The 24,818-nt window shown below is 50.5% G+C and carries 19 protein-coding genes; 13 read left to right on the top strand and 6 right to left on the bottom strand.

Annotated elements, in window-relative coordinates; translation table 11 throughout:
• The first annotated feature begins 44 nt into the window (after positions 1-44).
• From ACWJJ4_RS17360 to nosA, 10 genes are all read left to right on the top strand, one after another.
• Entirely contained in the window at positions 45-1,481 is a 1,437-nt protein-coding gene (locus tag ACWJJ4_RS17360; protein ID WP_015417012.1) for an anion permease, read from the top strand.
• 106 nt (positions 1,482-1,587) lie between these two features.
• Positions 1,588-2,286 carry a hypothetical protein gene (locus tag ACWJJ4_RS17355; RefSeq protein ID WP_063174323.1) on the top strand — a complete coding sequence of 233 codons (699 nt, stop codon included), beginning with the start codon at positions 1,588-1,590 and terminating at the stop codon, positions 2,284-2,286.
• A 114-nt stretch (positions 2,287-2,400) separates the two neighbouring features.
• Positions 2,401-8,658: an NTTRR-F1 domain gene (locus ACWJJ4_RS17350; RefSeq protein ID WP_454021841.1), complete on the top strand. Its 6,258-nt coding sequence runs from the start codon at positions 2,401-2,403 to the stop codon at positions 8,656-8,658.
• A gap of 180 nt (positions 8,659-8,838) precedes the next feature.
• Entirely contained in the window at positions 8,839-11,010 is a 2,172-nt protein-coding gene (locus ACWJJ4_RS17345) for an exosporium glycoprotein BclB-related protein (protein WP_454021831.1), read from the top strand.
• A gap of 183 nt (positions 11,011-11,193) precedes the next feature.
• Positions 11,194-12,798: a sensor histidine kinase gene (locus ACWJJ4_RS17340; protein ID WP_003155621.1), complete on the top strand. Its 1,605-nt coding sequence runs from the start codon at positions 11,194-11,196 to the stop codon at positions 12,796-12,798.
• A complete protein-coding gene (locus tag ACWJJ4_RS17335; protein ID WP_173613096.1) occupies positions 12,795-13,475 on the top strand; it encodes a response regulator in 681 nt (226 codons plus the stop codon). Before ACWJJ4_RS17340 ends, ACWJJ4_RS17335 begins: the two co-directional genes overlap by 4 nt.
• 12 nt (positions 13,476-13,487) lie before the next feature.
• The gene (locus tag ACWJJ4_RS17330) at positions 13,488-14,450 is read left to right on the top strand and encodes a tripartite tricarboxylate transporter substrate binding protein (RefSeq protein ID WP_229153873.1); all 963 of its coding nucleotides are present in this window, start codon (positions 13,488-13,490) and stop codon (positions 14,448-14,450) included.
• A gap of 192 nt (positions 14,451-14,642) precedes the next feature.
• Positions 14,643-15,941, top strand: a complete 1,299-nt coding sequence (locus ACWJJ4_RS17325) for a citrate:proton symporter (protein WP_003155615.1) — start codon at positions 14,643-14,645, stop codon at positions 15,939-15,941.
• Between the two features lie 51 nt (positions 15,942-15,992).
• A complete protein-coding gene (locus ACWJJ4_RS17320) occupies positions 15,993-16,787 on the top strand; it encodes an MBL fold metallo-hydrolase (protein ID WP_031378875.1) in 795 nt (264 codons plus the stop codon).
• 123 nt (positions 16,788-16,910) lie between these two features.
• A complete protein-coding gene (gene nosA / locus ACWJJ4_RS17315; protein WP_003155612.1) occupies positions 16,911-18,002 on the top strand; it encodes a nitric oxide synthase in 1,092 nt (363 codons plus the stop codon).
• Here nosA and ACWJJ4_RS17310 read toward each other — a convergent pair.
• The gene (locus tag ACWJJ4_RS17310) at positions 17,996-18,268 is read right to left on the bottom strand and encodes an acylphosphatase (RefSeq protein ID WP_102421966.1); all 273 of its coding nucleotides are present in this window, start codon (positions 18,266-18,268) and stop codon (positions 17,996-17,998) included. The genes nosA and ACWJJ4_RS17310 overlap by 7 nt on opposite strands.
• 67 nt (positions 18,269-18,335) lie before the next feature.
• Here ACWJJ4_RS17310 and ACWJJ4_RS17305 point away from each other — a divergent pair, with 67 nt between their 5' ends.
• Positions 18,336-18,995 carry an MOSC domain-containing protein gene (locus ACWJJ4_RS17305; RefSeq protein ID WP_015239385.1) on the top strand — a complete coding sequence of 220 codons (660 nt, stop codon included), beginning with the start codon at positions 18,336-18,338 and terminating at the stop codon, positions 18,993-18,995.
• Positions 18,996-19,035: 40 nt separating this feature from the next.
• Here ACWJJ4_RS17305 and ACWJJ4_RS17300 read toward each other — a convergent pair whose 3' ends face one another.
• From ACWJJ4_RS17300 to map, 4 genes are all read right to left on the bottom strand, one after another.
• Positions 19,036-19,170, bottom strand: coding sequence for a YflJ family protein (locus ACWJJ4_RS17300; protein WP_003155609.1), 135 nt, complete (start codon positions 19,168-19,170; stop codon positions 19,036-19,038).
• Between the two features lie 179 nt (positions 19,171-19,349).
• Complete coding sequence (locus ACWJJ4_RS17295; protein WP_003155608.1) at positions 19,350-19,505, bottom strand: hypothetical protein; 156 nt, start codon at positions 19,503-19,505, stop codon at positions 19,350-19,352.
• An 82-nt stretch (positions 19,506-19,587) separates the two neighbouring features.
• Positions 19,588-19,899, bottom strand: a complete 312-nt coding sequence (locus tag ACWJJ4_RS17290) for a DUF3243 domain-containing protein (RefSeq protein WP_003155607.1) — start codon at positions 19,897-19,899, stop codon at positions 19,588-19,590.
• 56 nt (positions 19,900-19,955) lie between these two features.
• On the bottom strand, positions 19,956-20,705 hold the full coding sequence (gene map, locus ACWJJ4_RS17285; protein ID WP_003155605.1) for a type I methionyl aminopeptidase: 750 nt from the start codon (positions 20,703-20,705) through the stop codon (positions 19,956-19,958).
• Positions 20,706-20,869: 164 nt separating this feature from the next.
• On the opposite strand from map, the gene nagE reads away from it, so the two are divergent.
• Both nagE and ACWJJ4_RS17275 read left to right on the top strand, forming a co-directional pair.
• Positions 20,870-22,252: an N-acetylglucosamine-specific PTS transporter subunit IIBC gene (nagE, locus tag ACWJJ4_RS17280; RefSeq protein WP_012117066.1), complete on the top strand. Its 1,383-nt coding sequence runs from the start codon at positions 20,870-20,872 to the stop codon at positions 22,250-22,252.
• A 125-nt stretch (positions 22,253-22,377) separates the two neighbouring features.
• Complete coding sequence (locus tag ACWJJ4_RS17275; RefSeq protein ID WP_003155601.1) at positions 22,378-22,821, top strand: YfmQ family protein; 444 nt, start codon at positions 22,378-22,380, stop codon at positions 22,819-22,821.
• Positions 22,822-22,861: 40 nt separating this feature from the next.
• On the opposite strand, the gene ACWJJ4_RS17270 is transcribed toward ACWJJ4_RS17275, so the two are convergent.
• Positions 22,862-24,799, bottom strand: a complete 1,938-nt coding sequence (locus ACWJJ4_RS17270) for an LTA synthase family protein (protein ID WP_003155599.1) — start codon at positions 24,797-24,799, stop codon at positions 22,862-22,864.
• Positions 24,800-24,818 lie beyond the last annotated feature (19 nt).

The raw sequence follows: 24,818 nt of genomic DNA, 5'->3' as shown, positions 1-24,818 counted from the left end.
ATGGGATAGGGGATGGAAGACAACAAAATAGGAGGAGACCTGTAATGGCTTCAGAAAAAGACGCAAAAAAACAGCAGGCAGTAAAAATCATTCCTTTGCTTATTACTGTTGCTGTGGGATTAATCATTTGGTTTATTCCCGCGCCGTCCGGACTTGAACCTAAAGCATGGCATTTGTTCGCTATTTTTGTCGCAACAATTATCGGCTTTATCTCCAAGCCCTTGCCAATGGGCGCAATTGCAATTTTTGCATTGGCAGTCACCGCGTTAACGGGAACGCTATCTATTGAAAATACGTTAAGCGGATTTGGAAACAAGACAATCTGGCTGATTGTCATCGCCTTTTTTATTTCCCGGGGATTTATCAAAACCGGGCTCGGCGCCAGGATTTCTTACGTATTCGTACAACGGTTCGGGAAGAAAACACTCGGCCTTTCTTATTCACTGCTGTTCAGTGATTTAATTTTATCACCTGCCATTCCGAGCAACACGGCACGGGCGGGCGGCATTATTTTTCCTATTATCAGATCATTATCCGAAACTTTCGGATCAACGCCGGCAGACGGAACAGAGCGGAAAATCGGCGCTTTCTTATTAAAAACCGGTTTTCAAGGAAACTTGATTACGTCTGCGATGTTTTTGACGGCAATGGCGGCGAACCCGCTGATCGCCAAGCTGGCCCACGATGTCGCAGGGGTGGACATCACATGGACAAGCTGGGCAATCGCGGCCATTGTACCGGGATTGGCGAGCTTAATCATTACGCCGCTGGTCATTTATAAGCTGTATCCGCCGGAAATTAAAGAAACACCGGACGCGGCTAAAATCGCAACGGAAAAATTGAAAGAAATGGGTCCGTTTAAAAAATCCGAACTCTCCATGGTTATCGTCTTTTTATTGGTGCTTGCGCTGTGGATTTTCGGAGGAAGCTTAAATATCGACGCAACGACGACGGCCCTGATCGGATTATCCGTTTTGCTTTTGTCACAGGTATTAACATGGGAGGACATCAAAAAGGAACAAGGTGCATGGGATACGCTGACTTGGTTCGCGGCGCTTGTGATGCTGGCGAATTTCCTGAATGAGCTCGGCATGGTGTCTTGGTTCAGCGATATGATGAAATCATCTGTTTCCGGTTTTTCATGGATTGTGGCATTTATGATTCTGATTGTCGTGTATTATTACACGCATTACTTCTTTGCGAGTGCAACCGCGCATATCAGCGCCATGTATGCGGCATTTCTCGCCGTCATCGTGGCGGCAGGCGCTCCGCCGCTGTTGGCGGCGCTCAGCCTGGCGTTTTTCAGCAACCTTTTCGGTTCGACGACGCATTACGGATCAGGAGCGGCTCCGGTCTTTTTCGGAGCGGGTTATATATCGCAAAGCAAATGGTGGTCCATCGGCTTTATCCTGTCAATCGTCCATATTGTGACATGGCTTGTGATCGGCGGATTATGGTGGAAAGTATTAGGGTTATGGTAGAAGAAAAAAGGCAGACTCAGGTCTGCCTTTTTTTATTTCTGTAAGGAATGGGAAGGGCCTGCACATGATGACTTCAGTGCGAATAGAATATTGCCGGGGTGATAATATGAGCAGCGGCCGTAATCAATACATGATATTGAAACAGAAACCTTACAAATATATGAGCAGACATATGAAACGCCGGTATGAACAATTACCATGTGAACTTGAAAGTCCGGAAACAGGGACGGAAAAACGGTTTCCGTCTTCAGATGAAAATCGATCTGCCTTGTGCGTACCCGGGCTGCGAGGTCCCGAAGGCAAAAGAGGACCCGCCGGCTCCCGCGGTCCGCAAGGGGAGGCGGGTCCGCCCGGTCCCCCGGGGCCTGAGGGTCCGCCGGGAGCGGTTCCTGCGGTAGCTTTTCAAAATACAGCAGAACTAATGACGATTCCGTTAGAAGGAACACCGATAAACGTGTTAAGCGCAGTGATAGCTGCGCCGACAGATCAATTGGTGAAAACGGATGCCGTCATACAAGTAAATGTGGAATTAGATCCGCTCGCGTCTCATTTCTCATTGGTCTTAGCTGTCGAGCTGCAAAGAAATGGCGTATCGATACAAACACAGAGACAAGAGAGGAACCTCTTTTCTTCAGGCGGGCAAATCATAGGAATTCCTTTTACGTACATCGACGAAATGAAGGCGGATGAAACAGCCGCGTATCAGCTCTATTTATCTGTCCTTTCTTCGAACTACGTAACACAAGTCGCAGCGGCAAACCGCTCCCTCATTGCGACGGGATTCCCCATTCAAGGATCGGATTAAGGTGATGAAAAGAAATCACCTTTTTTATTTAGGTTGTCAAAACACAGCCCGTATTAATATGCTGTCTTAATAAGTAAGACGGTCAACAACGGGAAGGAGAGGGAAAAAGATTGAATGAATAATCCGATTATAAACGGAAGCTTTGAAACCGGCACATTAGCGGGGTGGAGTTCGGCAAATACCCAGATTAACAGTTTGTTTGCACATTCAGGGAGATATTCTGCGCAATTTATTGGAGCTCAGCCATATGCTTACCTCAGTCAAATCGTTCCCATTTCAGCCAAGTCAGTGACTCTATTCGTATCACTCGCAACGCTCGGAAATGAGCCAAGTCCCCAAGTCACTCTCCAGATCATCTATGTCAGCGTAGCAGGTGAACAAATCAGTTCCATTCAAGAAAATATCACACCCGGAAATTTGCCGAACGTGCTCTTTCACACATGGTCTGAAATCTATAAAACAAGCAGTGTGCCTTCTGGCGCAGCCTCTGCCGTCATTGTATTAAGTAAAGTTTCTTCCGGCACGGTTTTAATAGATGACGTTTCATTGGCGCAAACCGGGGGTGAACCTGGCGTAACAGGAATTACAGGTCCCACAGGAGTGACGGGTCCCACAGGAGTAACCGGAGCAAGAGGAGCGACCGGAGTAACTGGTGCAACGGGAGTAAGAGGAGCGACGGGTGTAACCGGCCCAAACGGAGTAACTGGTCCGACAGGAGTAACTGGAGCTACCGGCTCGACTGGTGTAACAGGAGCAACCGGAATCACGGGCTCAACCGGAGTGACAGGCTCAACGGGAGCAACCGGCCCCACCGGAGCAACGGGTGCATCCGGGGCGACAGGCGCAACGGGAATAACTGGAGAAACCGGAGCAACAGGATCGACTGGGGTAACGGGGGTAACAGGCGCGACTGGCTCAACAGGGCCAACAGGCTCAACGGGAGCAACAGGAGCAACAGGAGTTACTGGCGCAACCGGAGCAACCGGCTCAACTGGTGTAACTGGTTCAACAGGAGCAATAGGACCGACTGGAGCAACCGGAGAAACCGGCTCGACCGGGGATACCGGAGCTACTGGAGCAACCGGCCCAATGGGGATAACAGGAGCGACTGGCGCAACAGGAGTAACCGGTGCAACGGGATCGACAGGAGCGACCGGGCCAACGGGAGAGGCCGGTCCAACCGGCTCAACCGGCTCAACCGGAATAACAGGGGCAACAGGATCGACCGGAGCAATTGGTTCAACCGGACCGACAGGCTCAACGGGAGCAACCGGCCCCACCGGAGTAACGGGTCTAACTGGTGTAACGGGATCGACAGGAGCGACTGGTGTAACGGGAGTAACCGGCGCAACTGGTGCGACGGGATTAACTGGAGAAACAGGCGCCACAGGATCGATAGGCCCAACCGGCGCAACAGGCCCAACCGGATCGACTGGCGCGACTGGCTCAACGGGATCAACTGGTGTAACAGGAGCAACGGGATCGACAGGCTCAACCGGCCCAACCGGTGTAGCGGGAGTGACTGGGGCAACGGGGATAACCGGAGAAACTGGCTCGACCGGGGAAACCGGAGCTACTGGAGTAACCGGCCCAGCAGGAGTAACGGGCTCAACCGGCTCGACTGGAGCAACAGGACTGACTGGAGCAACCGGTGCAACGGGAGTAACGGGTTCAACAGGAGCAACCGGCGCAACCGGAGTAACGGGTCCAACTGGTGTAACGGGAGCAACCGGCTCAACCGGAGTAACGGGTCCAACTGGTGCAACAGGAACAACCGGCGCAACCGGAGTAACGGGTCCAACGGGAGAGACCGGTCCAACTGGAGTAACCGGATCGACAGGCCCAACCGGAGCAACAGGTGTAACAGGAGAAACCGGAACCACGGGATCAACCGGAGTAACTGGGACAATGGGAGAAACCGGTGCAACTGGAGTGACTGGAGCAACGGGGATAACAGGAGCAACAGGCGCAACTGGTGTAACCGGGCTAACTGGAATAACAGGCGCGACGGGCCCAACCGGTGTGACTGGACCAACAGGGGTTACTGGCTCAACAGGAGAAACCGGTGCAACTGGAGCGACTGGCGCAACCGGTACAACCGGAATGACAGGCCCAACCGGAGAAACCGGTGTAACAGGCCCAACCGGAGAAACCGGTGTAACAGGCCCAGCAGGAGTAACGGGCTCAACCGGCTCGACTGGAGCAACAGGACTGACTGGAGCAACCGGTCCAACTGGAGTAACTGGCTCGACCGGGGCAACCGGAGTAACCGGAATAACAGGAACAACCGGAGTAACTGGTTCAACTGGTGTAACGGGCTCAACCGGAACAACGGGTGCAACGGGAGTAACTGGAGCAACCGGTCCAACTGGAGAAACCGGCCCAACCGGTGCAACGGGGGTAACTGGAGAAATTGGCCCAACGGGAGAGACCGGTCCAACCGGAGTAACAGGAGCAACAGGATCGACTGGCATAACGGGTTCAACCGGCCCAACAGGTGTAACAGGTTCGACCGGAGCAACCGGCCCAACGGGAGAGACCGGTCCAACCGGAGAAACGGGTGCAACAGGATCGACAGGACCAACAGGGCCAACAGGTTTAACAGGATCGACAGGACCAACAGGGCCAACAGGGCCAACAGGTTTAACAGGATCAACAGGAGCAACCGGAACCACGGGTTCAACCGGAATGACTGGAGTAACAGGAACAACCGGTTCGACTGGTGTAACCGGTGCAACGGGAGAAACTGGCCCAACGGGAGAGACCGGTCCAACCGGAGAAACGGGTGCAACAGGATCGACAGGACCAACAGGACCAACAGGGCCAACAGGTGTAACAGGATCAACAGGAGCAACCGGAACCACGGGTTCAACCGGAATGACTGGAGTAACAGGCTCAACCGGTTCAACTGGTGTAACCGGTGCAACGGGAGAAACTGGCCCAACCGGCGTAACTGGTGCAACAGGAGTGACTGGGTCAACAGGAATAAACGGTGAAACAGGAGCGACGGGAGTAACAGGCCCAACAGGAGTAACAGGTTCAACGGGAGAAACGGGACCAACCGGAGCCACGGGAGTAACTGATTCAACTGGAATAACCGGATCGACCGGTCCAACCGGAGCGACTGGGGTAACGGGTGTAACCGGGGGAACGGGAACAACCGGACCGACAGGAGTAACCGGTCCAACTGGAGTTACTGGAGCGACCGGAGAAACTGGGGCAACGGGAGAAACCGGTCCAACCGGAGTAACAGGAACAACCGGATCGACAGGACCAACAGGGCCAACAGGTTTAACAGGATCAACAGGAGCAACCGGAACCACGGGTTCAACCGGAGCGACCGGAGTAACTGGAATAACGGGCCCAACAGGATCGACAGGCCCAACAGGATCGACAGGCCCAACAGGATCGACAGGCCCAACCGGCGCAACAGGTTCAATCGGAGAAACCGGTCCAACCGGGGTAACAGGTTCAACGGGAGTAACTGGAGCAACAGGAGTAACCGGAACCACGGGTTCAACCGGAATAACTGGAGTAACAGGAACAACCGGTTCGACTGGTGTAACTGGAGAAACTGGCCCAACCGGCGCAACAGGGCCAACCGGAGAAACCGGAACCACGGGCTCAACCGGAGTAACAGGGGCAGCAGGAGAAACCGGTGCAACGGGAGTAACTGGAGCAACCGGCGCAACAGGGCCAACCGGAGAAACCGGAACCACGGGCTCAACCGGAGTAACAGGGGCAGCAGGAGAAACCGGTGCAACGGGAGTAACTGGAGCAACCGGCCCAACTGGAGTAACAGGTGCAACGGGAGAAACGGGTCCAACCGGAGCAATCGGCTTGACCGGTGTAACAGGCCCAACAGGTGTAACAGGCTCAACCGGTGTAACGGGAGAAACCGGCCCAACCGGCGTAACTGGTGCAACAGGAGTGACTGGGTCAACAGGAATAACCGGACCGACTGGCTCAACGGGAGAAACCGGTTCAACCGGAGCAACGGGTGCATCCGGGGCGACCGGCGCAACGGGAATAACTGGAGAAACCGGCCCAACTGGGGTCACGGGCTCAACTGGTGTAACAGGTCCAACTGGATCGACTGGTGCAACAGGAGTAACAGGCACAACCGGAGAAACCGGTGTAACAGGGCCAACAGGAGAAACAGGCTCGACCGGGGCAACCGGAGCTACTGGAGTAACCGGCCCAACCGGAGCAACGGGGATAACAGGAGCAACAGGCCCAACCGGAGCAACGGGTTCAACCGGAGAAACCGGAACCACGGGTTCAACCGGAGTAACTGGAGCAACAGGACCGACTGGAGCAACCGGAGAAACTGGCTCGACCGGGGATACCGGAGCTACTGGAGTAACCGGCGCAACAGGGGCAACGGGGGTAACTGGAGAAATCGGCCCAACGGGAGAGGCCGGTCCAACCGGATCGACAGGACCAACCGGCGCAACAGGGCCAACAGGTTTAACAGGATCAACAGGAGCAACCGGAACCACGGGCTCAACTGGTGTAACGGGAGCAACCGGCTCAACCGGAGCGATCGGTGTAACTGGGTCAACAGGTGTAACAGGAGAAATCGGCCCAACCGGATCAACAGGCTCAACCGGAATAACAGGGGCAACGGGTCCAACAGGGCCAACAGGAGCAACCGGAGAAACCGGCTCAACCGGCGCGACTGGGGTAACGGGTATAACCGGAGAAACCGGAGCGACCGGCGCAACGGGAATAACTGGAGAAACCGGAGCAACAGGATCGACTGGGGTAACTGGTGTAACCGGGGGAACGGGAACAACCGGACCGACAGGACCGACAGGAGCAACCGGTCCAACTGGAGTTACTGGAGCGACCGGAGAAACTGGAGCGACCGGAGAAACTGGGGCGACGGGAGAAACCGGTCCAACCGGAGTAACAGGAGCAACAGGATCGACTGGCATAACGGGTTCAACCGGCCCAACTGGTGTAACAGGTTCGACCGGAGCAACCGGCCCAACTGGAGTAACAGGTTCAACGGGAGAAACGGGTCCAACCGGAGCAATCGGCTTGACCGGTGTAACAGGCCCAACAGGTGTAACAGGCACCACGGGTTCAACCGGCCCAACAGGAGTAACAGGAGCAACAGGATTGACTGGCATAACGGGTTCAACCGGCCCAACAGGAGTAACAGGAGCAACCGGTTCGACTGGTGTAACTGGTGCAACAGGAGTGACTGGGTCAACAGGAGAAACCGGCTCGACCGGTGTAACAGGGTCAACAGGAATAACCGGAGCAACTGGAGTGACTGGAGCAACGGGGATAACAGGAGCAACAGGTGCAACCGGGCTAACTGGAATAACAGGCGCGACGGGCCCAACCGGTGTGACTGGACCAACAGGGGTTACTGGCTCAACAGGAGAAACCGGAGCAACTGGATCGACAGGCTCAACCGGTACAACCGGCCCGACTGGTGTAACCGGCGCAACCGGAGTAACAGGCCCAACCGGCGCAACAGGGCCAACAGGAGCAACCGGTGCAACGGGGGTAACCGGAGAAATCGGCCCAACGGGAGAGACCGGTCCAACCGGAGTAACAGGAGCAACAGGATCGACTGGCATAACGGGTTCAACCGGCCCAACTGGTGTAACAGGTTCGACCGGAGAAACCGGCCCAACTGGTGTAACAGGCTCAACCGGCGCAACCGGTGTAACGGGAGAAACCGGCCCAACAGGATCAACCGGATCAACAGGCTCAACCGGAATAACAGGAGCAACAGGTGCAACCGGAGTAACCGGAGTAACTGGAGTAACAGGTGCAACCGGCTCAACTGGAGTAACAGGAGCGACAGGTACAACAGGCCTAACGGGTCCAACAGGAGCAACAGGCCCAACCGGCTTGACAGGCATAACCGGCCCGACTGGTGTAACCGGGGCAACCGGAGTAACGGGCCCAACAGGCCCAACAGGCCCAACCGGAGCCACAGGCAGTACACCAACCTTGCTCTTCACAAGAACTAACGGGCCGCTCACTGTTTATCCGCCGTTAAATACAGAGGTTCCCATTGCTACGCTGGCAATCCCGGTTAACGCTTTGCAGAATGTAAAGCTTGATTATGCACTCAGTGTCGCGCTAACAACTGCAGCGAATTCAAACTTTGTTTTTGAAGTGAGATTATATAGGGGAGCAGTGCAAATTCATACAAGAACTCTGTCGCGAACTAATACTACCGCAGCTACGGATAGTTTTTCGATTGCTGATACAACAGTGGATACAGCGCCGACCGCAGGAACAAATACGTACCAGTTGAGAGTTGTTTTCACAACTGCAAATAATATAACAGCAGCGTCAGCTCTCAATATCGATTTTAACAGCATTCGTTTCCCGACAACCTAATGACAATAGCAGACTGATATTTTAAAGATGAAAGACCTGACTTATGCACAGTTAGGTCTTTTTTCTCTAAAAGCTGTGCATGGTGCAGCCTTAAGAACATTTGAAAATTCGCCCAATAGAAATGGGATTTTGCCACACCTTTTTCTTTTGCGGAAATATTATGCAAGAAGAGGTGGTGTAATGAGAAAAGGAGATACTTGGTATAACAGATACGACTCTTGGGATTACGACTGCCGGAATTGTAATGAGTGCTGCTGTCATTTTCAACATAAAAGAAGAAATCAAAGGCGCAGTTATCAAAATCGGGCCCATTGCTGTGAAGAATTCTGTTGCAAAACCTCTTGCTGTCATGAAAGATGGTGTCCATGCTGTCATCCAAATCATTTTCATGTAAGAGGATTCACCGGAGCAACGGGGTGCACCGGAGCAACGGGGTGCACCGGAGCAACGGGGCTGACCGGAGCAACAGGGCTGACTGGAGCAACGGGGTTCACTGGAGCAACAGGGCTGACCGGAGCAACGGGGTTCACTGGAGCAACAGGGCTGACCGGAGCAACGGGGTTCACTGGAGCAACAGGGCTGACCGGAGCAACGGGGTTTACCGGAGCAACGGGCTCGACTGGTGTAACCGGTGCCACGGGAGCAACCGGCGTCACTGGAGATCCCGGCACGACTGGAGCAACTGGCGCCACGGGAGCCACGGGAGTAACGGGAGCAACCGGGGTAACCGGAGTTACTGGAGTAACGGGCTTGACCGGAGCAACCGGGATCACCGGAGTAACAGGCGCTACCGGAGTAACAGGCGCTACCGGAGTAACAGGCGCTACCGGAGTAACAGGAGCGACAGGAATAACGGGAGCCACCGGGGTAACAGGCGCTACCGGAGTAACAGGCGCTACCGGAGTAACAGGAGCGACAGGAATAACGGGAGCCACCGGGGTAACAGGCGCTACCGGAGTAACAGGCGCTACCGGAGTAACAGGGGCTACCGGAGCGACCGGGGTAACCGGAGCTACCGGAGTAACAGGTGCTACCGGAGTAACGGGAGCCACCGGAGTAACAGGCGCCACCGGAGTAACAGGCGCTACCGGAGTAACAGGAGTAACGGGATCAACTGGAGTAACCGGGGTAACGGGATCAACTGGAGTAACCGGGGTAACGGGATCAACTGGAGTAACCGGGGTAACGGGAGTAACAGGAGCAACCGGGGTAACCGGAGCCATCGGAGCTACTGGAGTAACGGGCTTAACCGGAGCAACCGGAGCTACTGGATCTACCGGAATAACGGGAGCCACCGGAGTAACAGGAGCAACAGGAGATACTGGATCTACCGGAATAACAGGAGCCACCGGGGTAACAGGAGCCACCGGAGTAACAGGTGCTACCGGAGTAACAGGCGCCACCGGAGTAACGGGAGTAACCGGAGCAACTGGAGTAACCGGAGTAACGGGCTTGACCGGAGCAACCGGAGCTACTGGAGCTACTGGATCTACCGGAATAACGGGAGCCACCGGGATAACGGGAGCCACCGGAGTAACGGGAGCCACCGGAGTAACCGGAGTAACCGGGATCACCGGAGTAACAGGAGCGACCGGAATAACGGGAGCCACCGGGGTAACAGGCGCTACCGGAGTAACAGGCGCCACCGGAGCTACTGGATCTACCGGAATAACGGGAGCAACCGGGATAACGGGAGCAACCGGGATAACGGGAGCAACCGGGATAACGGGAGTAACAGGAGCTACAGGAATAACAGGAGCAACCGGGGTAACAGGTGCTACCGGAGTAACAGGAGCCACTGGAGTAACGGGCGCAACTGGGATCACCGGAGCAGGCGCGATCATTCCTTATGCTTCTGGTCTTCCCACTGCCGTGACGACCATTGCCGGCGGATTAATCGGAACGGTGAGCCTTGTCGGGTTCGGCAATTCTGTGACGGGCGTCAATGTCGGAGGGGGAGGCGCAATTGATCTTACCGGGGCTGGAGGAACTCTGCTGAACTTTGCTTTTTCTGCTCCGAGAAGCGGAACCATTACATCAATTGCCGCCTATTTCAGTACAACCGCAGCATTGTCGCTTGTCGGCTCGACTGTTACGATAACCGCACAACTATACAGTTCTACTGTGCCGAACAATACGTTCACGCCGATCCCCGGAGCATCCGTCACTTTAGCTCCTCCCCTCACCGGCGTATTGTCAATCGGCAGCATCAGCAACGGAATCACGACAGGACTGAACATTGCGGTAACTCCTCAAACCCGGCTGTTAATGGTATTCTCCGCCACTGCTACAGGCCTTTCGCTTATTAATACAGTGGCGGGATATGCAAGCGCGGGAGTTACAATTTCCTGATAGATTGCAGACTGACTTCGGTCAGTCTTTTTTATGTGTTATATCAATTGTGTAAAAGTAAATATATACCTATCATCACCTTTTTGGTAAGCCGCAAGAGAAAAAGATCACGAAAATTCTCAAAAATGAGAAATAAAGATTTGAAAAATGGTATGATTTTAGGAGGAAAGGACGGCTGGTGCTGTGTTGGAAGCGAAGCGGTTTTATGTCTCTCTGCAAATGAAAATCGCCGGATTAATTACGGCTTTATTAATACTTGTTATCGGAACGCTCACGGTTATATTTGCCTTTCAGCAATTAAAGGAAGGGCAGAAGCAGGCTGAACAGCTGGCGGTGCAAACGGCAAAAACCATTTCATATATGCCTCCCGTAAAAGAGGCGTTCCGGCTTGCGGATCAAGAGGCTTTTACAAAGTTAGACGTCATTGAACAAATGAAAGAACAGGCAGGCGCGCACGCCGTCTACATCACTGATCAAAAAGGGCATGTTGCATTTCATTCGGCCCGAAGCAGTATTCCGAAAGAAAATCAAAATCTGCAAAACAAAACCGTCATGTTCGGCGGGTCTCCGGTTTCCGACGGAATGAAGGCCGTCCGGGGAAGCGCCCCGGTTATTTTGGAGGAAAAAAATCATAACGAAGTCGTCGGAACGGTGACAGTCGAGTTTCTACAAGATGAGATAGAAAAAGATATGAAAGCGCATCTGCGGCATTTAGGCTATTTTGCATGTTTGGTGTTTCTTATCGGCATCGGGGGAGCGGCAGCGCTCGCAAAAAGCATCCGTAAAGATACACTCGGCCTTGAACCGCATGAAATTGCAGCGCTGTACAGGGAACGCAATGCGATGCTCCTTGCGATTAAAGAAGGGATTATCGCCGTAAACAAAGAAGGCGCGGTAACCATGATGAATTTATCTGCGGCTGATATGCTGAATCTTCCGGAACCGATGATCGGAAGGCATATAAAAGAAATCATGCCGGGCGCAAAGCTCATGCCGGTGTTGGCAGGGGGAGAATTACCGCCGAACGTGGAGGTGCGTGCCGGAGATAAAGTATTTATCTTAAATGTGAAAGAAATGAAACAGACCGGACAAGTATACGGAGCGGTGATCAGCTTCCGCGAAAAAACGGAGCTCAAGAAACTGATCAACAAGCTGACTGAAATGAAAAAATACTCGGAGGATCTCCGGGCGCAAACGCATGAATTCTCGAATAAGCTTTACGCGATACTCGGTCTGTTAGAGCTGGGAGAATATAATGAAGCCATTGAACTGATAAAAGAAGAGTACGCCATCCAGAATGAACAGCATGAAATCCTCTTTCAAAACATTCATTCACAGCGGGTTCAGGCCATACTATTAGGAAAAATGGGAAAGGCGTCTGAGAAGAAAGTGAAGCTTTCAATAGATGAAAACAGCTTTTTAGAATCGCTGCCGGAGCATGTGGGTTCATCCCAGCTCATTACGATCATCGGAAATCTTATTGATAACGCTTTCGAAGCCGTCGCCGAAAAAGAGAAAAAAGAGGTATCCTTTTTCATGACCGATATCGGCAGGGATATCGTCATCGAAGTGGCGGACTCAGGAGACGGCGTGCCTCAGGAAAAAACAGAAACGATATTTGAAAAGGGCTACTCTTCAAAGGGGACTAGGAGAGGATACGGCTTAGCCAATCTGAAAGAAGCCGTCAGTGAATTGCAGGGATCGATAGAGATTTCGCAGCAAAAGAGCGGCGGTGCTGTATTTACGGTGTTTATACCGAAAGAAAGGCCAAAGGGGGAATCGGTGTGATTAACATCGCGATTGCAGAGGACGACTTTCGAATAGCGCAAATCCATGAAAAATTTATCGAACATCTTGATGGATTCAATGTCATCGGCAAAGCAATCAATGCCAAAGACACCATATCGCTGCTTGAGAAACGGCAGCCTGATCTGCTGCTTTTGGATATTTATATGCCGGATGAGCTGGGGACAGATCTGCTCCCGCTTATCCGCGGCCGTTTTCCTTCCGTTGATATCATCATTATTACGGCTTCTGCCGAAACAAGGCTGCTGCAGGAAGCGCTCAGATCAGGCGTTTCCCATTATGTCATAAAACCGGTGTCGGCACATAAATTTACAGAAGTGCTTTTGAAGTACCGTGAAAAAAGAGAATGGCTGCACTCACAGCCGGAGCTGAGCCAGTCCGTGATCGACATGTTTTTCGGAAGCGGTCAGAAAGAACAAAAACAGCACAATGATCTGCCGACAGGCATTAATTCGATTACGCTTCAAAAAATCAAAAACGCGCTCAGAACGGCCCAAAAAGGGATGACGGCTGAAGAACTGGGAGAAAAAATGGGCGCCTCCAGAACAACGGCGCGGCGCTACGCCGAGTTTCTCGTTTCTCGGGAAGAAGCGCTCGCTGAATTAGAGTACGGCATTATCGGCAGGCCGGAACGGAAATATTATTTAGCACATGAATAAGGGATGGGAGAAATGAAGCGGTTGGGAGTGCTTCTTGTCATGCTGGCGGCGCTGGTTTCTTTTGACGGACGGCAGATGGAGGGCTTCCGCTCAGCTGAAGGGCCGGTTGAAATTGTCGTCCCGGCAGCGCCTCAAGGGGGCTGGGACGTAACGGCAAAAGCTTTGCAATCGGTAATAGAGCGGAAGCAAATATTAGGCCGGCCCGTAAAGATCATCTATAAACCCGGCGGAGGCGGAGACAGCGGCTGGAAATATGTAAACGAACGAAAAACGGATGTCATCAGTATGAATTCAAGCCTGCTGTTAAGCAATGAAATTTTGGGACAAAGCCGGCTGAAGGCAGCTGATTTTACGCCTTTGGCCATTATCGCAAAAGAGTGGCAGACCGTCGCTCTTCCGAAGGATTCAAAGATAAAAAGCGGAAGTCGGCTGCTCGGCGATATTAAAGCAAATCCGGGCGGCATAAAAATCGGATTTGCGCCCGGCCTCGGAAATGATGACCAGCTCTCCTTTGCGAGAGCGGCGGAAATGGCCGGAATTTCTCCGTTTGATATCCGCTTTTTTCAATACGGGAGCAGTAATGAAGTCATTGCAGCTCTTATCAGTCACGAGATAGACGCCGCCTCAATGACCATTTCAGAAGCGAGAGACGCCTATCGGAAAGGGAAAATCACATTGGCGGCCGTTACGTCTGACAAAAGGCTCTCCGGCTTCAGCGATGTGCCGACATGGAAAGAGCAGGGGGTGCCGTTTGTCTTTGCGCACTGGAGAGGCATCATGGGGCCGAAAGACATGACCGAAGGCGAGATCGCCTATTGGGATCAGGCTTTGAAACAGATTACTTCATCCGCGGAGTGGAAGCAAATGTTGAAAAAACGGGATTGGGAGAGCTTTTATAAAAACAGCAGCGGCGCAAAACGCTTTTTAGAAGAGCAGACCGAGTTCTATAAAGAGATGATGAGCAGCGAAAAATAAGCCTTCCGCATATTTGCGGAAGGCTTTTGATTTATAAATGAACAAAATGAACGAAAAGGTTATAAAAAATTAAAAATCTTTAAAATCCAAAATATTTACTTCAATATCCAATTCTCATAAGATAGCAAAAAGGAGGATAAAGGGAATCGGGCCTTTAAAATGTAAGCGTATTCATAATAAGGGGGACATACTGTGTTAGCAATCTTAGGCTTTCTTATGATGCTTGTTTTTATGGTGCTGATTATGACAAAACGGCTTTCAGTGTTAACGGCGCTCGTATTAACGCCGATCGTGTTTGCGCTGATTGCCGGGTTTTCTTTTAACCGGGTCGGCGAGATGATGATCTCCGGTATTGAACAGGTGGCGCCGATCGCAGTGATGATTATGTTTGCGATTCTTTATTTCGGCATTATGATTGATACCGGTTTATTTGATCCGATGGTGTCGCGTATTTTAAAGCTGGTTAAAGGCGACCCGCTCAAAATTGTAGTCGGAACAGCCGTTTTGACCATGCTTGTCGCACTGGACGGAGACGGCTCGACGACGTATATGATTACGACAAGCGCAATGCTGCCTTTGTATATCATGCTCGGAATCCGTCCGATTATTTTAGCGGGAATCGCCGGGGTCGGCATGGGTATCATGAACACGATACCATGGGGCGGCGCGACGCCGCGTGCGGCGAGTGCGCTCGGCGTTGACCCGGCAGAGCTGACGGGGCCGATGCTGCCCGTCATCGCGAGCGGAATGGTGTGTATGATTGTGGTCGCTTATGTACTCGGAAGGATGGAACGGAAACGGCTCGGGGTGATCGAATTAAAGCAGCCGTCCCATACAAATGAAACGGCTGCGGCTGCGGAAGATGAATGGAAGCGGCCGAAACTGTGGTGGTTCAATTTACTGTTAACGCTTTCTTTAGTGGGATTTTTAGTGTCAGGAAAAGTGAATTTAACCGTGCTGTTCATCATTGCGTTTTGTATCGCGCTGATTGTCAACTATCCGAAACTTAACGATCAAAGGGAGCGCATTTCAGCCCATTCGAGCAATGTGCTTGCGATCGGTTCGATGATTTTTGCCGCAGGCGTGTTTACCGGAATTTTAACGGGGACGAAGATGGTTGATGAAATGGCCATTTCCCTCGTATCGCTTATTCCGGAACAGATGGGAGGTTTTATTCCGGCGATTGTTGCCTTAACGAGCGGTATCTTTACGTTTCTGATGCCTAATGACGCCTATTTTTACGGCGTGTTGCCCATTTTATCTGAGACTGCCGTGGCGTACGGTGTAGATAAGGTGGAAATCGCCCGCGCTTCGATTATCGGCCAGCCGATTCATATGTTAAGCCCGCTCGTGCCGTCGACGCATTTATTAGTCGGGCTTGCCGGGGTCACCATTGATGAACACCAGAAATTTGCGATGAAATGGGCGGTTCTTGCCGTTATCGTCATGACGGCCTTTGCGCTCATCATCGGCGCAATCACGATTTTTTAACATAAAACACCCGGTTCGTCGCACACTAAAGGCATCAGAGGAGGTGCCATGATGAGTGATCCGTTTATGCCGCTTTTTTCAGTGAGAAGCGGCGCCGGTTTTAAAGCGGCGGACGGCGTTTACGGACTGACCGTGCAGATTGCGAATGTTTACTTTATCGAAAATCCCTCAGCTCCGCGGGAAATCATTCTGGTTGACGCGGGAATGCCTCAATCGGCGGAGATGATAACAGAAGAAATGAAACGCCGATTCAAAGAGGGGTATGAGCTGAAGGCGGTCATTTTGACACACGGTCATTTTGATCATGTCGGTGCGATTGAAGAACTGCTTGAGCTTTGGGATGTGCCGGTTTACATTCATGAAAAGGAGCTCCCGTACGTCACGGGGAAAGCGGATTATCCGCCTGCCAGGCCCGATGCGAAAAAAGGGCTTGTCGCAAAGCTGTCACCGCTGTTTCCGCGCCATACGATCCGCATTCCGTCCGTTCAGGCACTGCCTTCAGACGGTACCGTTCCGTTTCTTGAGGAATGGAGATGGGTGCATACGCCAGGCCACACACCCGGCCATATTTCATTATTCCGGGATAAAGACCGCGTGCTGCTTGCCGGTGATGCCGTGATCACTGTTGAACAGGAATCGCTTGCGGACGTTGTCATACAAAAGCAAGAGCTTCACGGGCCGCCCGCCTATTTTACAGCGGATACGCAGACGGCGGCCGCATCCGTTCAGAAACTGGCGGAACTGGAGCCGGAAGCGCTTTTGACGGGTCACGGAATTCCGATGACGGGAAAAAACTACCGTGAGGATTTGCTTACACTGGCTGAAAAACTGCATTCCGTTTTGTGAAACACCTGCGAAAATCACAGGTGTTTTTTCTTTGCAGTTTCCAGTATGATACAAAAAAACCATTGTGTTCACACCTAAAAACGATACAATGGGAAACAGATGTAAATTGAAGGAGAGAGTTTTTTGAAACATACGGAAATACTTTGGGATGAGGCGAAGGATTTTATTGATGTCTGCTATCACGAACTCGGAATGGAATCGCAAATCAACGCGCGACTGCACGCGATAAAAGATGAGATAGATCGGACGGGAAGTTACGTCCATACGGCGGAAGAGCTTGAACACGGGGCGAAAATGGCGTGGCGCAACAGCAATCGCTGTATCGGGCGTCTGTTCTGGCAATCGCTGAACGTCATTGACCGGCGCAATGTGAACACGAAAGAAGAGGTGCGTGACGCATTATTTGAACATATTGAAATCGCCACGAACGGCGGAAAAATTAAACCGACGATTACGATTTTCCCTCCTGAGAAGAATGGGGAGAAACAAGTGGAAATCTGGAATCACCAGCTCATCCGCTATGCGGGATATGAGACTGAAAAAGGAAGAGTCGGTGATCCGGCATCATATGAGCTGACGGCTGTTTGCGAAAAACTCGGCTGGCGCGGGAAGCGGACCGATTTTGATATTCTGCCGCTGCTTTTCCGGATGAAAGGGGACGGGCAGCCGGTCTGGTATGACCTGCCTCAGACGCTCGTGAAAGAAGTGCCGATCACCCATCCGGATATTGAAGAGTTTGCCGATTTAAATCTCAGATGGTACGGGGTTCCGATTATCGCCGATATGAGGCTTGAAATCGGCGGACTGTCGTACAACGCGGCGCCTTTTAACGGATGGTATATGGGAACCGAAATCGGCGCAAGGAATCTTGCTGACGAAAAGCGGTATGATATGCTCAAAAAAGCCGCTTCGGTCATGGGGATTTCCGCCAGCCTGAATACTGACCTGTGGAAAGATCAGGTGCTGGTGGAACTGAATAAGGCAGTGCTCTATTCATACAAAAAACACGGTGTCAGCATTGTCGATCACCATACGGCCGCGAATCAATTTAAGCGCTTTGAAGAACAGGAACAAGACGCGGGCAGAAAGCTGACGGGCGACTGGACCTGGCTGATTCCGCCGATCTCGCCGGCTTCCACCCACATTTTTCATAAATCATATGACGATACGATTGTGAAGCCGAATTATTTTTATCAGGACAAGCCTTATCAGTAACTGATGGAAAAGGTGCGGTACCCTTTCAGACGGTGTGATTCTTCGATGGTTACGTTTGTGACATTTGAGAAGGGGCTGCCTTTTCTGACCGCTTCGGCAAATTGTTTTAACGACTCTTCAGGGCCTTCGGCAAGGATTTCCACCCGGCCGTCATCACGGTTTTTTACCCAGCCGGCTATCTTATGTCTGTCGGCTTCCATCTGGACGAGGTAGCGAAAACCTACGCCCTGAACCCGGCCGTCTGCAATCATATGATACTGAAGCATGGAAAAACCACCTTTTTCTTACTATGATAAAGGAAAGATAGGATATTTCGCAAAGGATGTGAACGAGGTGACGCAAGACTATTCTGTCTTATCTATCAATCTCGGAAAGCCCGCAATTCATGAATTTGCCGGCAGACAAATCAATTCCGGCATCATCAAGCGGCCCGCAGATTCTCCCGTCATGCTGTATAAAACCCATTTTGACGGGGACGGGCAGGCTGATCTGAAGCATCACGGAGGTCCCGATAAAGCGGTGTGCGTGTATCCCGCCGAGCATTATTCATATTGGGAAACAACGCTCGCGAGAAAACTTCCCGCCGCCGCGTTCGGAGAGAATGTAACGGTCAAAGGACTGGCCGAACAAGACGTGTGGATCGGAGACGTCTTTCAGCTGGGGGAAGCCGTCGTTCAAGTAAGCCAGCCGCGCCAGCCCTGCGTCAAACTCGCGCTCAAATATGGCATCAAAGATATGGTGCTCCGTGTACAGCAGACGGGATTTACCGGCTTTTATTTCAGGGTGCTTGAAGAAGGATATGTCGATCCGCGTCCCGTTCTCAAGCGTCTGTCGAGAGGCAAAGAAAGCATTTCCGTCTGGTATGCGAACGAAGTGAAATACCGTGATTCAGGCAATCTGTCAGCGATTGAAGAAATACTGCGGGAAGAAGCGCTGTCAGAAAGCTGGAGGGAGTCCTTCCTTAAAAAAAGGGACAGGCTCACTAATGTATAGAAAAAAAGCCGTGCTGCACTGACAGCACGGCTGATTTACGTTATGCTTGTTTCTTTGTTTCCAGCAGATTGGCAAGGAAGTACTTTTTGAAGCTTTGAAGCTTTCTTCCTTCATAGTGGGTAATTCCTTTTTTCTTTAACTCTTCTACATACCAGCCTTTACTGCCATAATGCATGTCAGAAAACTCCTTTCTCCGTTCTCCCGCTGGGGAGAGTTTCTTCAGTTTTTGCCAAACTTTTGGCATTGTAACATCTATAAAAAGACGCTGAAAAGGGATAACGCAAAAACTGAGCCTTTCGATTCAGAGATGTAAAGCTTTCTTACATATATATGTAAAGGGCGGTCTTTTCATGCTTAATGGCCGGTTAATTTTAACAGCACTGTTCCGAGTGTCATGATTCCGAAAACGACGCCGAAATAAATCAGCATCCCCTTCTTTTTCTTCACCCCGTAAACGGTAAGAATGATGCTTTCAATAAAGAAAATAAACCCGAAGATAATAAACCACATGTTGAAAAATGGCTCCTTTCACAGACATATGTCCAGTGTAGCACAACTCTTATAACGGAGCATAAAAAAGCCGGGCACTGTATCAGTGTCCGGCAAGTTTGACGAGAAGCTGGGCCAAATGCTGTTTTTCATTATCATCCGCAATGTCCCACAGTTCTTGTAAAAGTTTTTCTTCCGCATTGCGGGGCTCCTCGTGTTTGGCGAGATAGTCCCCGAGGATGGCGGCGCTTTTAATGATTTTGCTGTCATCCAGACCCAGTTTTTTTCCGGCGGAAATTTTCTGATGAAGGTACGCCTTAAATTCCTCGAAATCCTCTAAAATCTGCTGTTTCGTTACGCCGTGCATGGCGTGTATTTCGTTTTCGATTTTGATTTTTTCTTTATCTTTTTTCATGCGTCTCCCTCCTTCGGGTTAGTTGTTGTATACCTGTTCGGGAGGGAGATGAAACATTACAATGCAGTTAAAATAATCGGTTTGTCTTTTGTAATCACGATGGTGTGTTCCACTTGGGCGACAAGGCTTTTATCCGGCGTTTTATACGTCCAGCCGTCTCCCGCTTCAACAATCGTTTCCGCTTTCGTGGAAATAAACGGCTCAAGCGCGATCACGGTTCCGTTTTTAAACAGCGCGTTATCAAACGGATCGTAGTAATTCATGATGTGGTTCGGCGCTTCATGGAGGTTTCTGCCGATTCCGTGGCCCGTCAGCGTTTTAATAACGGTAAATCCGTTGGAGCGGGCCTCATGGTAGACGGCTCTGCCGATCTGGTTTTGACGTTTGCCGGCTTTTGCCTGATCCAATCCTTTCTGAAATGCGGATGCCGCGCAGTTACAAAGCTTTTGCAGACGTTCATCGCCTTCTCCGAGCACAAATGAAATGCCCGTATCGGAATAAAAACCGCCGAACTCCGCCGAAATATCGATATTGACAAGATCTCCGGCTTTTAAGATTTTAGAGGCGCTCGGAATGCCGTGAGCGACTTCGTCATTTACGCTGATGCATGTCACGCCCGGGAAATCGTATTCCTTCTCCGGAGCGGAAGCGGCTCCGTGCTCGTCAAGCACCGCCTTTCCGATCAGGTCAAGATCTTTCGTGCTCATGCCGGGCTCGGCTTTTTTCTTCATTTCTTCACGCGCCAGCGCGACGATTCTGCCGATTTTTTTAAGGCCTTCTAATTCTTGATCGTTCGTTACAATCATTGTCATTCCCGCTTTCTATTTTTAATCATCTGATTCAAGCTTACCACAACTGGTTTATAAATAGAAAACCAACAAGCCTTATGTGAATAAATGAAGGAAAATTGGTATAGATCACTAGATAACTTATGTGGTATATTTAAGAAAAAAGAAGGGGGATGGGTAAAATGCTTCAATTTTTGCAAAAACTCGGAAAGTCTTTTATGCTTCCGATTGCCGTTCTGCCCGCCGTTGGTATTATTTTGGCCATCGGCAGAGAGGACTTATTAAATATTCCGTTCATTTACGCGGCGGGGACCGCGGTATTTGATCATCTGCCGCTGATTTTCGCGATCGGAATCGCAATCGGGATTTCCAAAGACAGCAACGGGGCCGCCGCTCTGTCGGGAGCCATTTCTTATATCATGCTGGACGCGGCTGTAAAATCAATCAATTCGACAAATAATATGGCCGTTTTCGGAGGGATTATCGCGGGGTTAATTGCGGGATACACGTATAACCGCTTTAAGGATACGAAGCTGCCCGAATATCTCGGTTTTTTCAGCGGGCGCAGGCTCGTTCCGATTGTAACGGCGCTGATTACCATTATTTTGGCGGGGATCTTCGGATTTGTGTGGCCGCCGATTCAGTCGGTGATTACGTCCTTCGGGGAATGGATGATCGGGCTTGGCGGGATCGGCGCCGGGATTTACGGGATTTTTAACCGGCTTTTGATTCCATTCGGTCTTCATCATGTGCTGAATAATATTTTTTGGTTCCAGTTTGGCGATTTTCACGGAAAAACGGGAGATCTGGCCCGCTTCTTTGCGAAGGATCCGACGGCGGGGACTTATATGACGGGATTCTTCCCGATTATGATGTTCGGGCTTCCGGCCGCATGTCTGGCAATGATTGCCGCGGCTAAGCCAAGTAAGCGCAAAGCGACGGCCGGAATGATGATCGGTCTCGCGCTGACGGCATTTATTACCGGAATTACAGAGCCGATTGAATTTGCATTTATGTTTTTATCACCGCTTTTGTACGGGGTTCATGCTATATTAACCGGGTTCTCTTTATTTATCGTGAATGTTCTCGGAATCAGGTCAGGTTTTTCATTCTCGGCGGGGGCGATCGATTATCTCCTCAGCTACGGCATTGCCGAAAAACCGCTTTTGCTGCTCGTTGTCGGGCTTTGTTATGCGGTGATCTATTTTGTCGTCTTCTACATGCTCATCAAAACGTTAAACTTGAAAACACCGGGACGGGAAGATGATGAGGAAGAGGAAGAAGTGCTTAGTGAAGATACGGCCGGTTCCGTCGAAGAACATGCCATGCTCAAGGGGCTCGGCGGCAGGCAAAACCTCGAAACGATTGATCACTGTGCGACCCGTCTCAGGCTGACCGTGCAGGATACGTCTCTCATTAATGAGGCGGCGCTTAAAAAAGCGGGAGCAAAAGGGGTTATCAAAACGGGGAATAAAACGGCGCAGGTCATTATCGGGCCGAACGTCGAATTTGTTGCGGAAGAGCTGAGAGAAGCCGTCCGCCTTGACGATCAGAAGCAGACTTGAAAAATCCGGATCACCTATGTGATCCGGATTTTTTTGAACATATATCAAGTTTCACATAATGTACAAAAAACAATGTTTTCTTCTATGTTAAGATTCATGTAGAACAAGTATGGAGATGATGTAAGGTGACATGGATTGCAGTTGTTTCAATTGTTGTCATAAGCCTGATTAAGATTGTGCTGACATGCCTTCCTACCGGAGCGGTGGAATGGATCCTCCGCAAGTTTGAAACCCATTCAAAGCTCAGTGACGAGTCCGCTGCCGTTTCCCTCGGCGGAAAACGTCTGGAAGGCGAAGACAAACGACGGGTGATTGATGATTTTAACGAAGCCGTGTTTATCGAACGGCATTATATATACCCAGGGGATGAAGAGCGTTATCTTCATCCGCAAAACGGAGCCGATCCGCTTGTCATTAAGACGAGAAAAGGAAAAAAAGATGTGACGGTGTTTGTATACAGCTACGAAGATCATGTAGATGTCGTCAAACAGCAGAAAAAGAAAGTCGTCGCTTATTCAGTTCTTTCCGACAGCCTGCAAAAGCGCACTATGGCCGCCGCCGGGAGCTGAACATAAAAAAGCCAGATCATATCAATGATCTGGCTTTTGTTTATTCTTTTTGATCGTCTGCTGAGGAATCTTCACGCTTCGTATAATCGAATTGTGACGGATCCACTTTCTTGAAGCCTTTCGGCTGATAGAAACGAAGCAGATCGCCGTTGATGATCTTATCAGACATTTCAAGCTCGGTCTTGACGAGAGAGTCTTCTTTTTTGTCGACTTCTGAATCATCTAAAAGTCTTCCGGTTTTCGTATCGTAATACTTGCCGGACACTTTCGTATAGTTCGGCGAGATGAAGTCTCCGTTACGGAACGGAATGACTTCTCTGTGCTCTTTCGATAAGATATCAGAACCTGACATGAGATAATCTTTCGTATCGACGCCGAGCAGATGAAGAACGGTCGGCGCGACATCGACTTCACCGGCAAATTTATGATTGCGGCCGCCTTTCACGCCGGGAGCGTGGATAAAGAGCGGCACCCGCTGAAGCTGGGCATTGTCGTATTCAGTGATCTCATCTTTGCCGAGCACTTTCGCCATCGCTTTATTATGGTTTTCGGAGATGCCGTAGTGGTCTCCGTACATCACGATAATCGACTTATCGTACAGGCCGTCTTTTTTCAGGTCATTAAAGAACTGTTCAATTGATTCATCCAGATAGTTCGCGGACTGGAAGTAATTATTGACGACTGAATCGCCAAAGTCTCCCGCCGGGAAGTCCGTGTCTTCTTTATCCATTCCGAACGGGAAGTGGTTGGACAGCGTAATGAACTTCGTATAGAACGGCTGCGGCAGGCTCTTTAAGAGCGGCATGGATTCTTTGAAATACGGTTTGTCTTTCATGCCGTAGTTTTTCGTGTTTTCTTCGCTCATGTCATAATAAGCGGAATCGAAAAACTTATCGATGCCTTCCGATTTGTACATTTCGTTACGGTTCCAGAAAGTCTGCGTATTTCCGTGGAAAGCGGCAGACGTGTACTTTTTGCCTTTTAAGATCGCAGGAACGGACTGCAGCGTGTTTTGCGCTTTATTGACGAAAACCGAACCTTGCGAAAGCGGGTACAGAGAGTTCTCCATCATAAATTCCGCATCAGATGTTTTACCTTGTCCCGTTTGGTGGAAAAAGTTATCAAAGTAGAATGTTTGATTATCGTGCGCCAGTTTGTTTAAAAACGGCGTCACTTCCTTGCCGTTAATTTTGTAATCAATGATAAAGGATTGCAGAGACTCTAATGAGACGTAGATGACGTTTTTTCCTTCGGCTTTTCCGAAGTAGACGTTATTCGGCACGTCATAGTTGGCCTTCATATAGTTTTCCACATCCGTTACATCGCTTGAATCGGCAAGCGCACGCTGGCTGTTTGATTTCACATTCTGCACGGCATCGTAAATCGTAAAGTTGTACGTGCCCAGGTATTTCACCAGATAATTTCGGTCAAATGAGCGTGTCAAAAGCTCGGGACGGTCGGATTCCGCGACGGCGAGGTTGATCAGGAACACAAGCACGGCGGAAGCCAAAACGATTCTGAATGATTTCTTCGCCGGTTTTTCAGCCGGTTTTTTCATCTTAAGGGCCAAAATAATCAAAATGACGGTATCCAGGAAGTAGAAGGCGTCTGTCCATCTCATTAACGAGAACGCGCTGTCTCCGAGCTGGCCGCCGTTTGTCTTTGCCTGCATCATGACCGGGATGGTAATGAAATCATTAAAGAATCTATAATAGACGATGTTTGCAAAAAGCAAAAAAGACAATAAAAAATGAATCACAATAATGGCTGTCTGCTGTAATTTTTTCTTGAAAAGAAGCCCAAATCCAAGAAAGAACAAGCTGGAGCTCAGCGGATTCACAAAAAGCAATATTTTCTGGATCGTGTTGTCTATGCCGAGGTTAAAGTTTAAAATATAAGCGACATATGTTTTCACCCACAATAACACGACCGCTATCAAGAAGAAGGCAAGTCCTCTTTCTTTTATAAATGTTTTCATTGTTACACTCCTTTTTTCC

The sequence above is a fragment of the Bacillus sp. JK62 genome (genome assembly GCF_053663455.1).
Note: the sequence above shows the minus strand (reverse complement) of the source record. Positions and strands in the feature narration are given on the sequence as shown.

Bases quoted from the DNA above. Each gene is read 5' to 3' on its own strand.
- ACWJJ4_RS17360 (WP_015417012.1), top strand. From the start codon at position 45: ATGGCTTCAGAAAAAGACGCAAAAAAACAGCAGGCAGTAAAAATCATT.
- ACWJJ4_RS17355 (WP_063174323.1), top strand. From the start codon at position 1,588: ATGAGCAGCGGCCGTAATCAATACATGATATTGAAACAGAAACCTTAC.
- ACWJJ4_RS17350 (WP_454021841.1), top strand. From the start codon at position 2,401: ATGAATAATCCGATTATAAACGGAAGCTTTGAAACCGGCACATTAGCG.
- ACWJJ4_RS17345 (WP_454021831.1), top strand. From the start codon at position 8,839: ATGAGAAAAGGAGATACTTGGTATAACAGATACGACTCTTGGGATTAC.
- ACWJJ4_RS17330 (WP_229153873.1), top strand. From the start codon at position 13,488: ATGAAGCGGTTGGGAGTGCTTCTTGTCATGCTGGCGGCGCTGGTTTCT.
- ACWJJ4_RS17320 (WP_031378875.1), top strand. From the start codon at position 15,993: ATGAGTGATCCGTTTATGCCGCTTTTTTCAGTGAGAAGCGGCGCCGGT.
- ACWJJ4_RS17310 (WP_102421966.1), bottom strand. From the start codon at position 18,268: ATGCTTCAGTATCATATGATTGCAGACGGCCGGGTTCAGGGCGTAGGT.
- ACWJJ4_RS17300 (WP_003155609.1), bottom strand. From the start codon at position 19,170: ATGCATTATGGCAGTAAAGGCTGGTATGTAGAAGAGTTAAAGAAAAAA.
- ACWJJ4_RS17295 (WP_003155608.1), bottom strand. From the start codon at position 19,505: ATGTGGTTTATTATCTTCGGGTTTATTTTCTTTATTGAAAGCATCATT.
- ACWJJ4_RS17290 (WP_003155607.1), bottom strand. From the start codon at position 19,899: ATGAAAAAAGATAAAGAAAAAATCAAAATCGAAAACGAAATACACGCC.
- map (WP_003155605.1), bottom strand. From the start codon at position 20,705: ATGATTGTAACGAACGATCAAGAATTAGAAGGCCTTAAAAAAATCGGC.
- nagE (WP_012117066.1), top strand. From the start codon at position 20,870: ATGCTTCAATTTTTGCAAAAACTCGGAAAGTCTTTTATGCTTCCGATT.
- ACWJJ4_RS17270 (WP_003155599.1), bottom strand. From the start codon at position 24,799: ATGAAAACATTTATAAAAGAAAGAGGACTTGCCTTCTTCTTGATAGCG.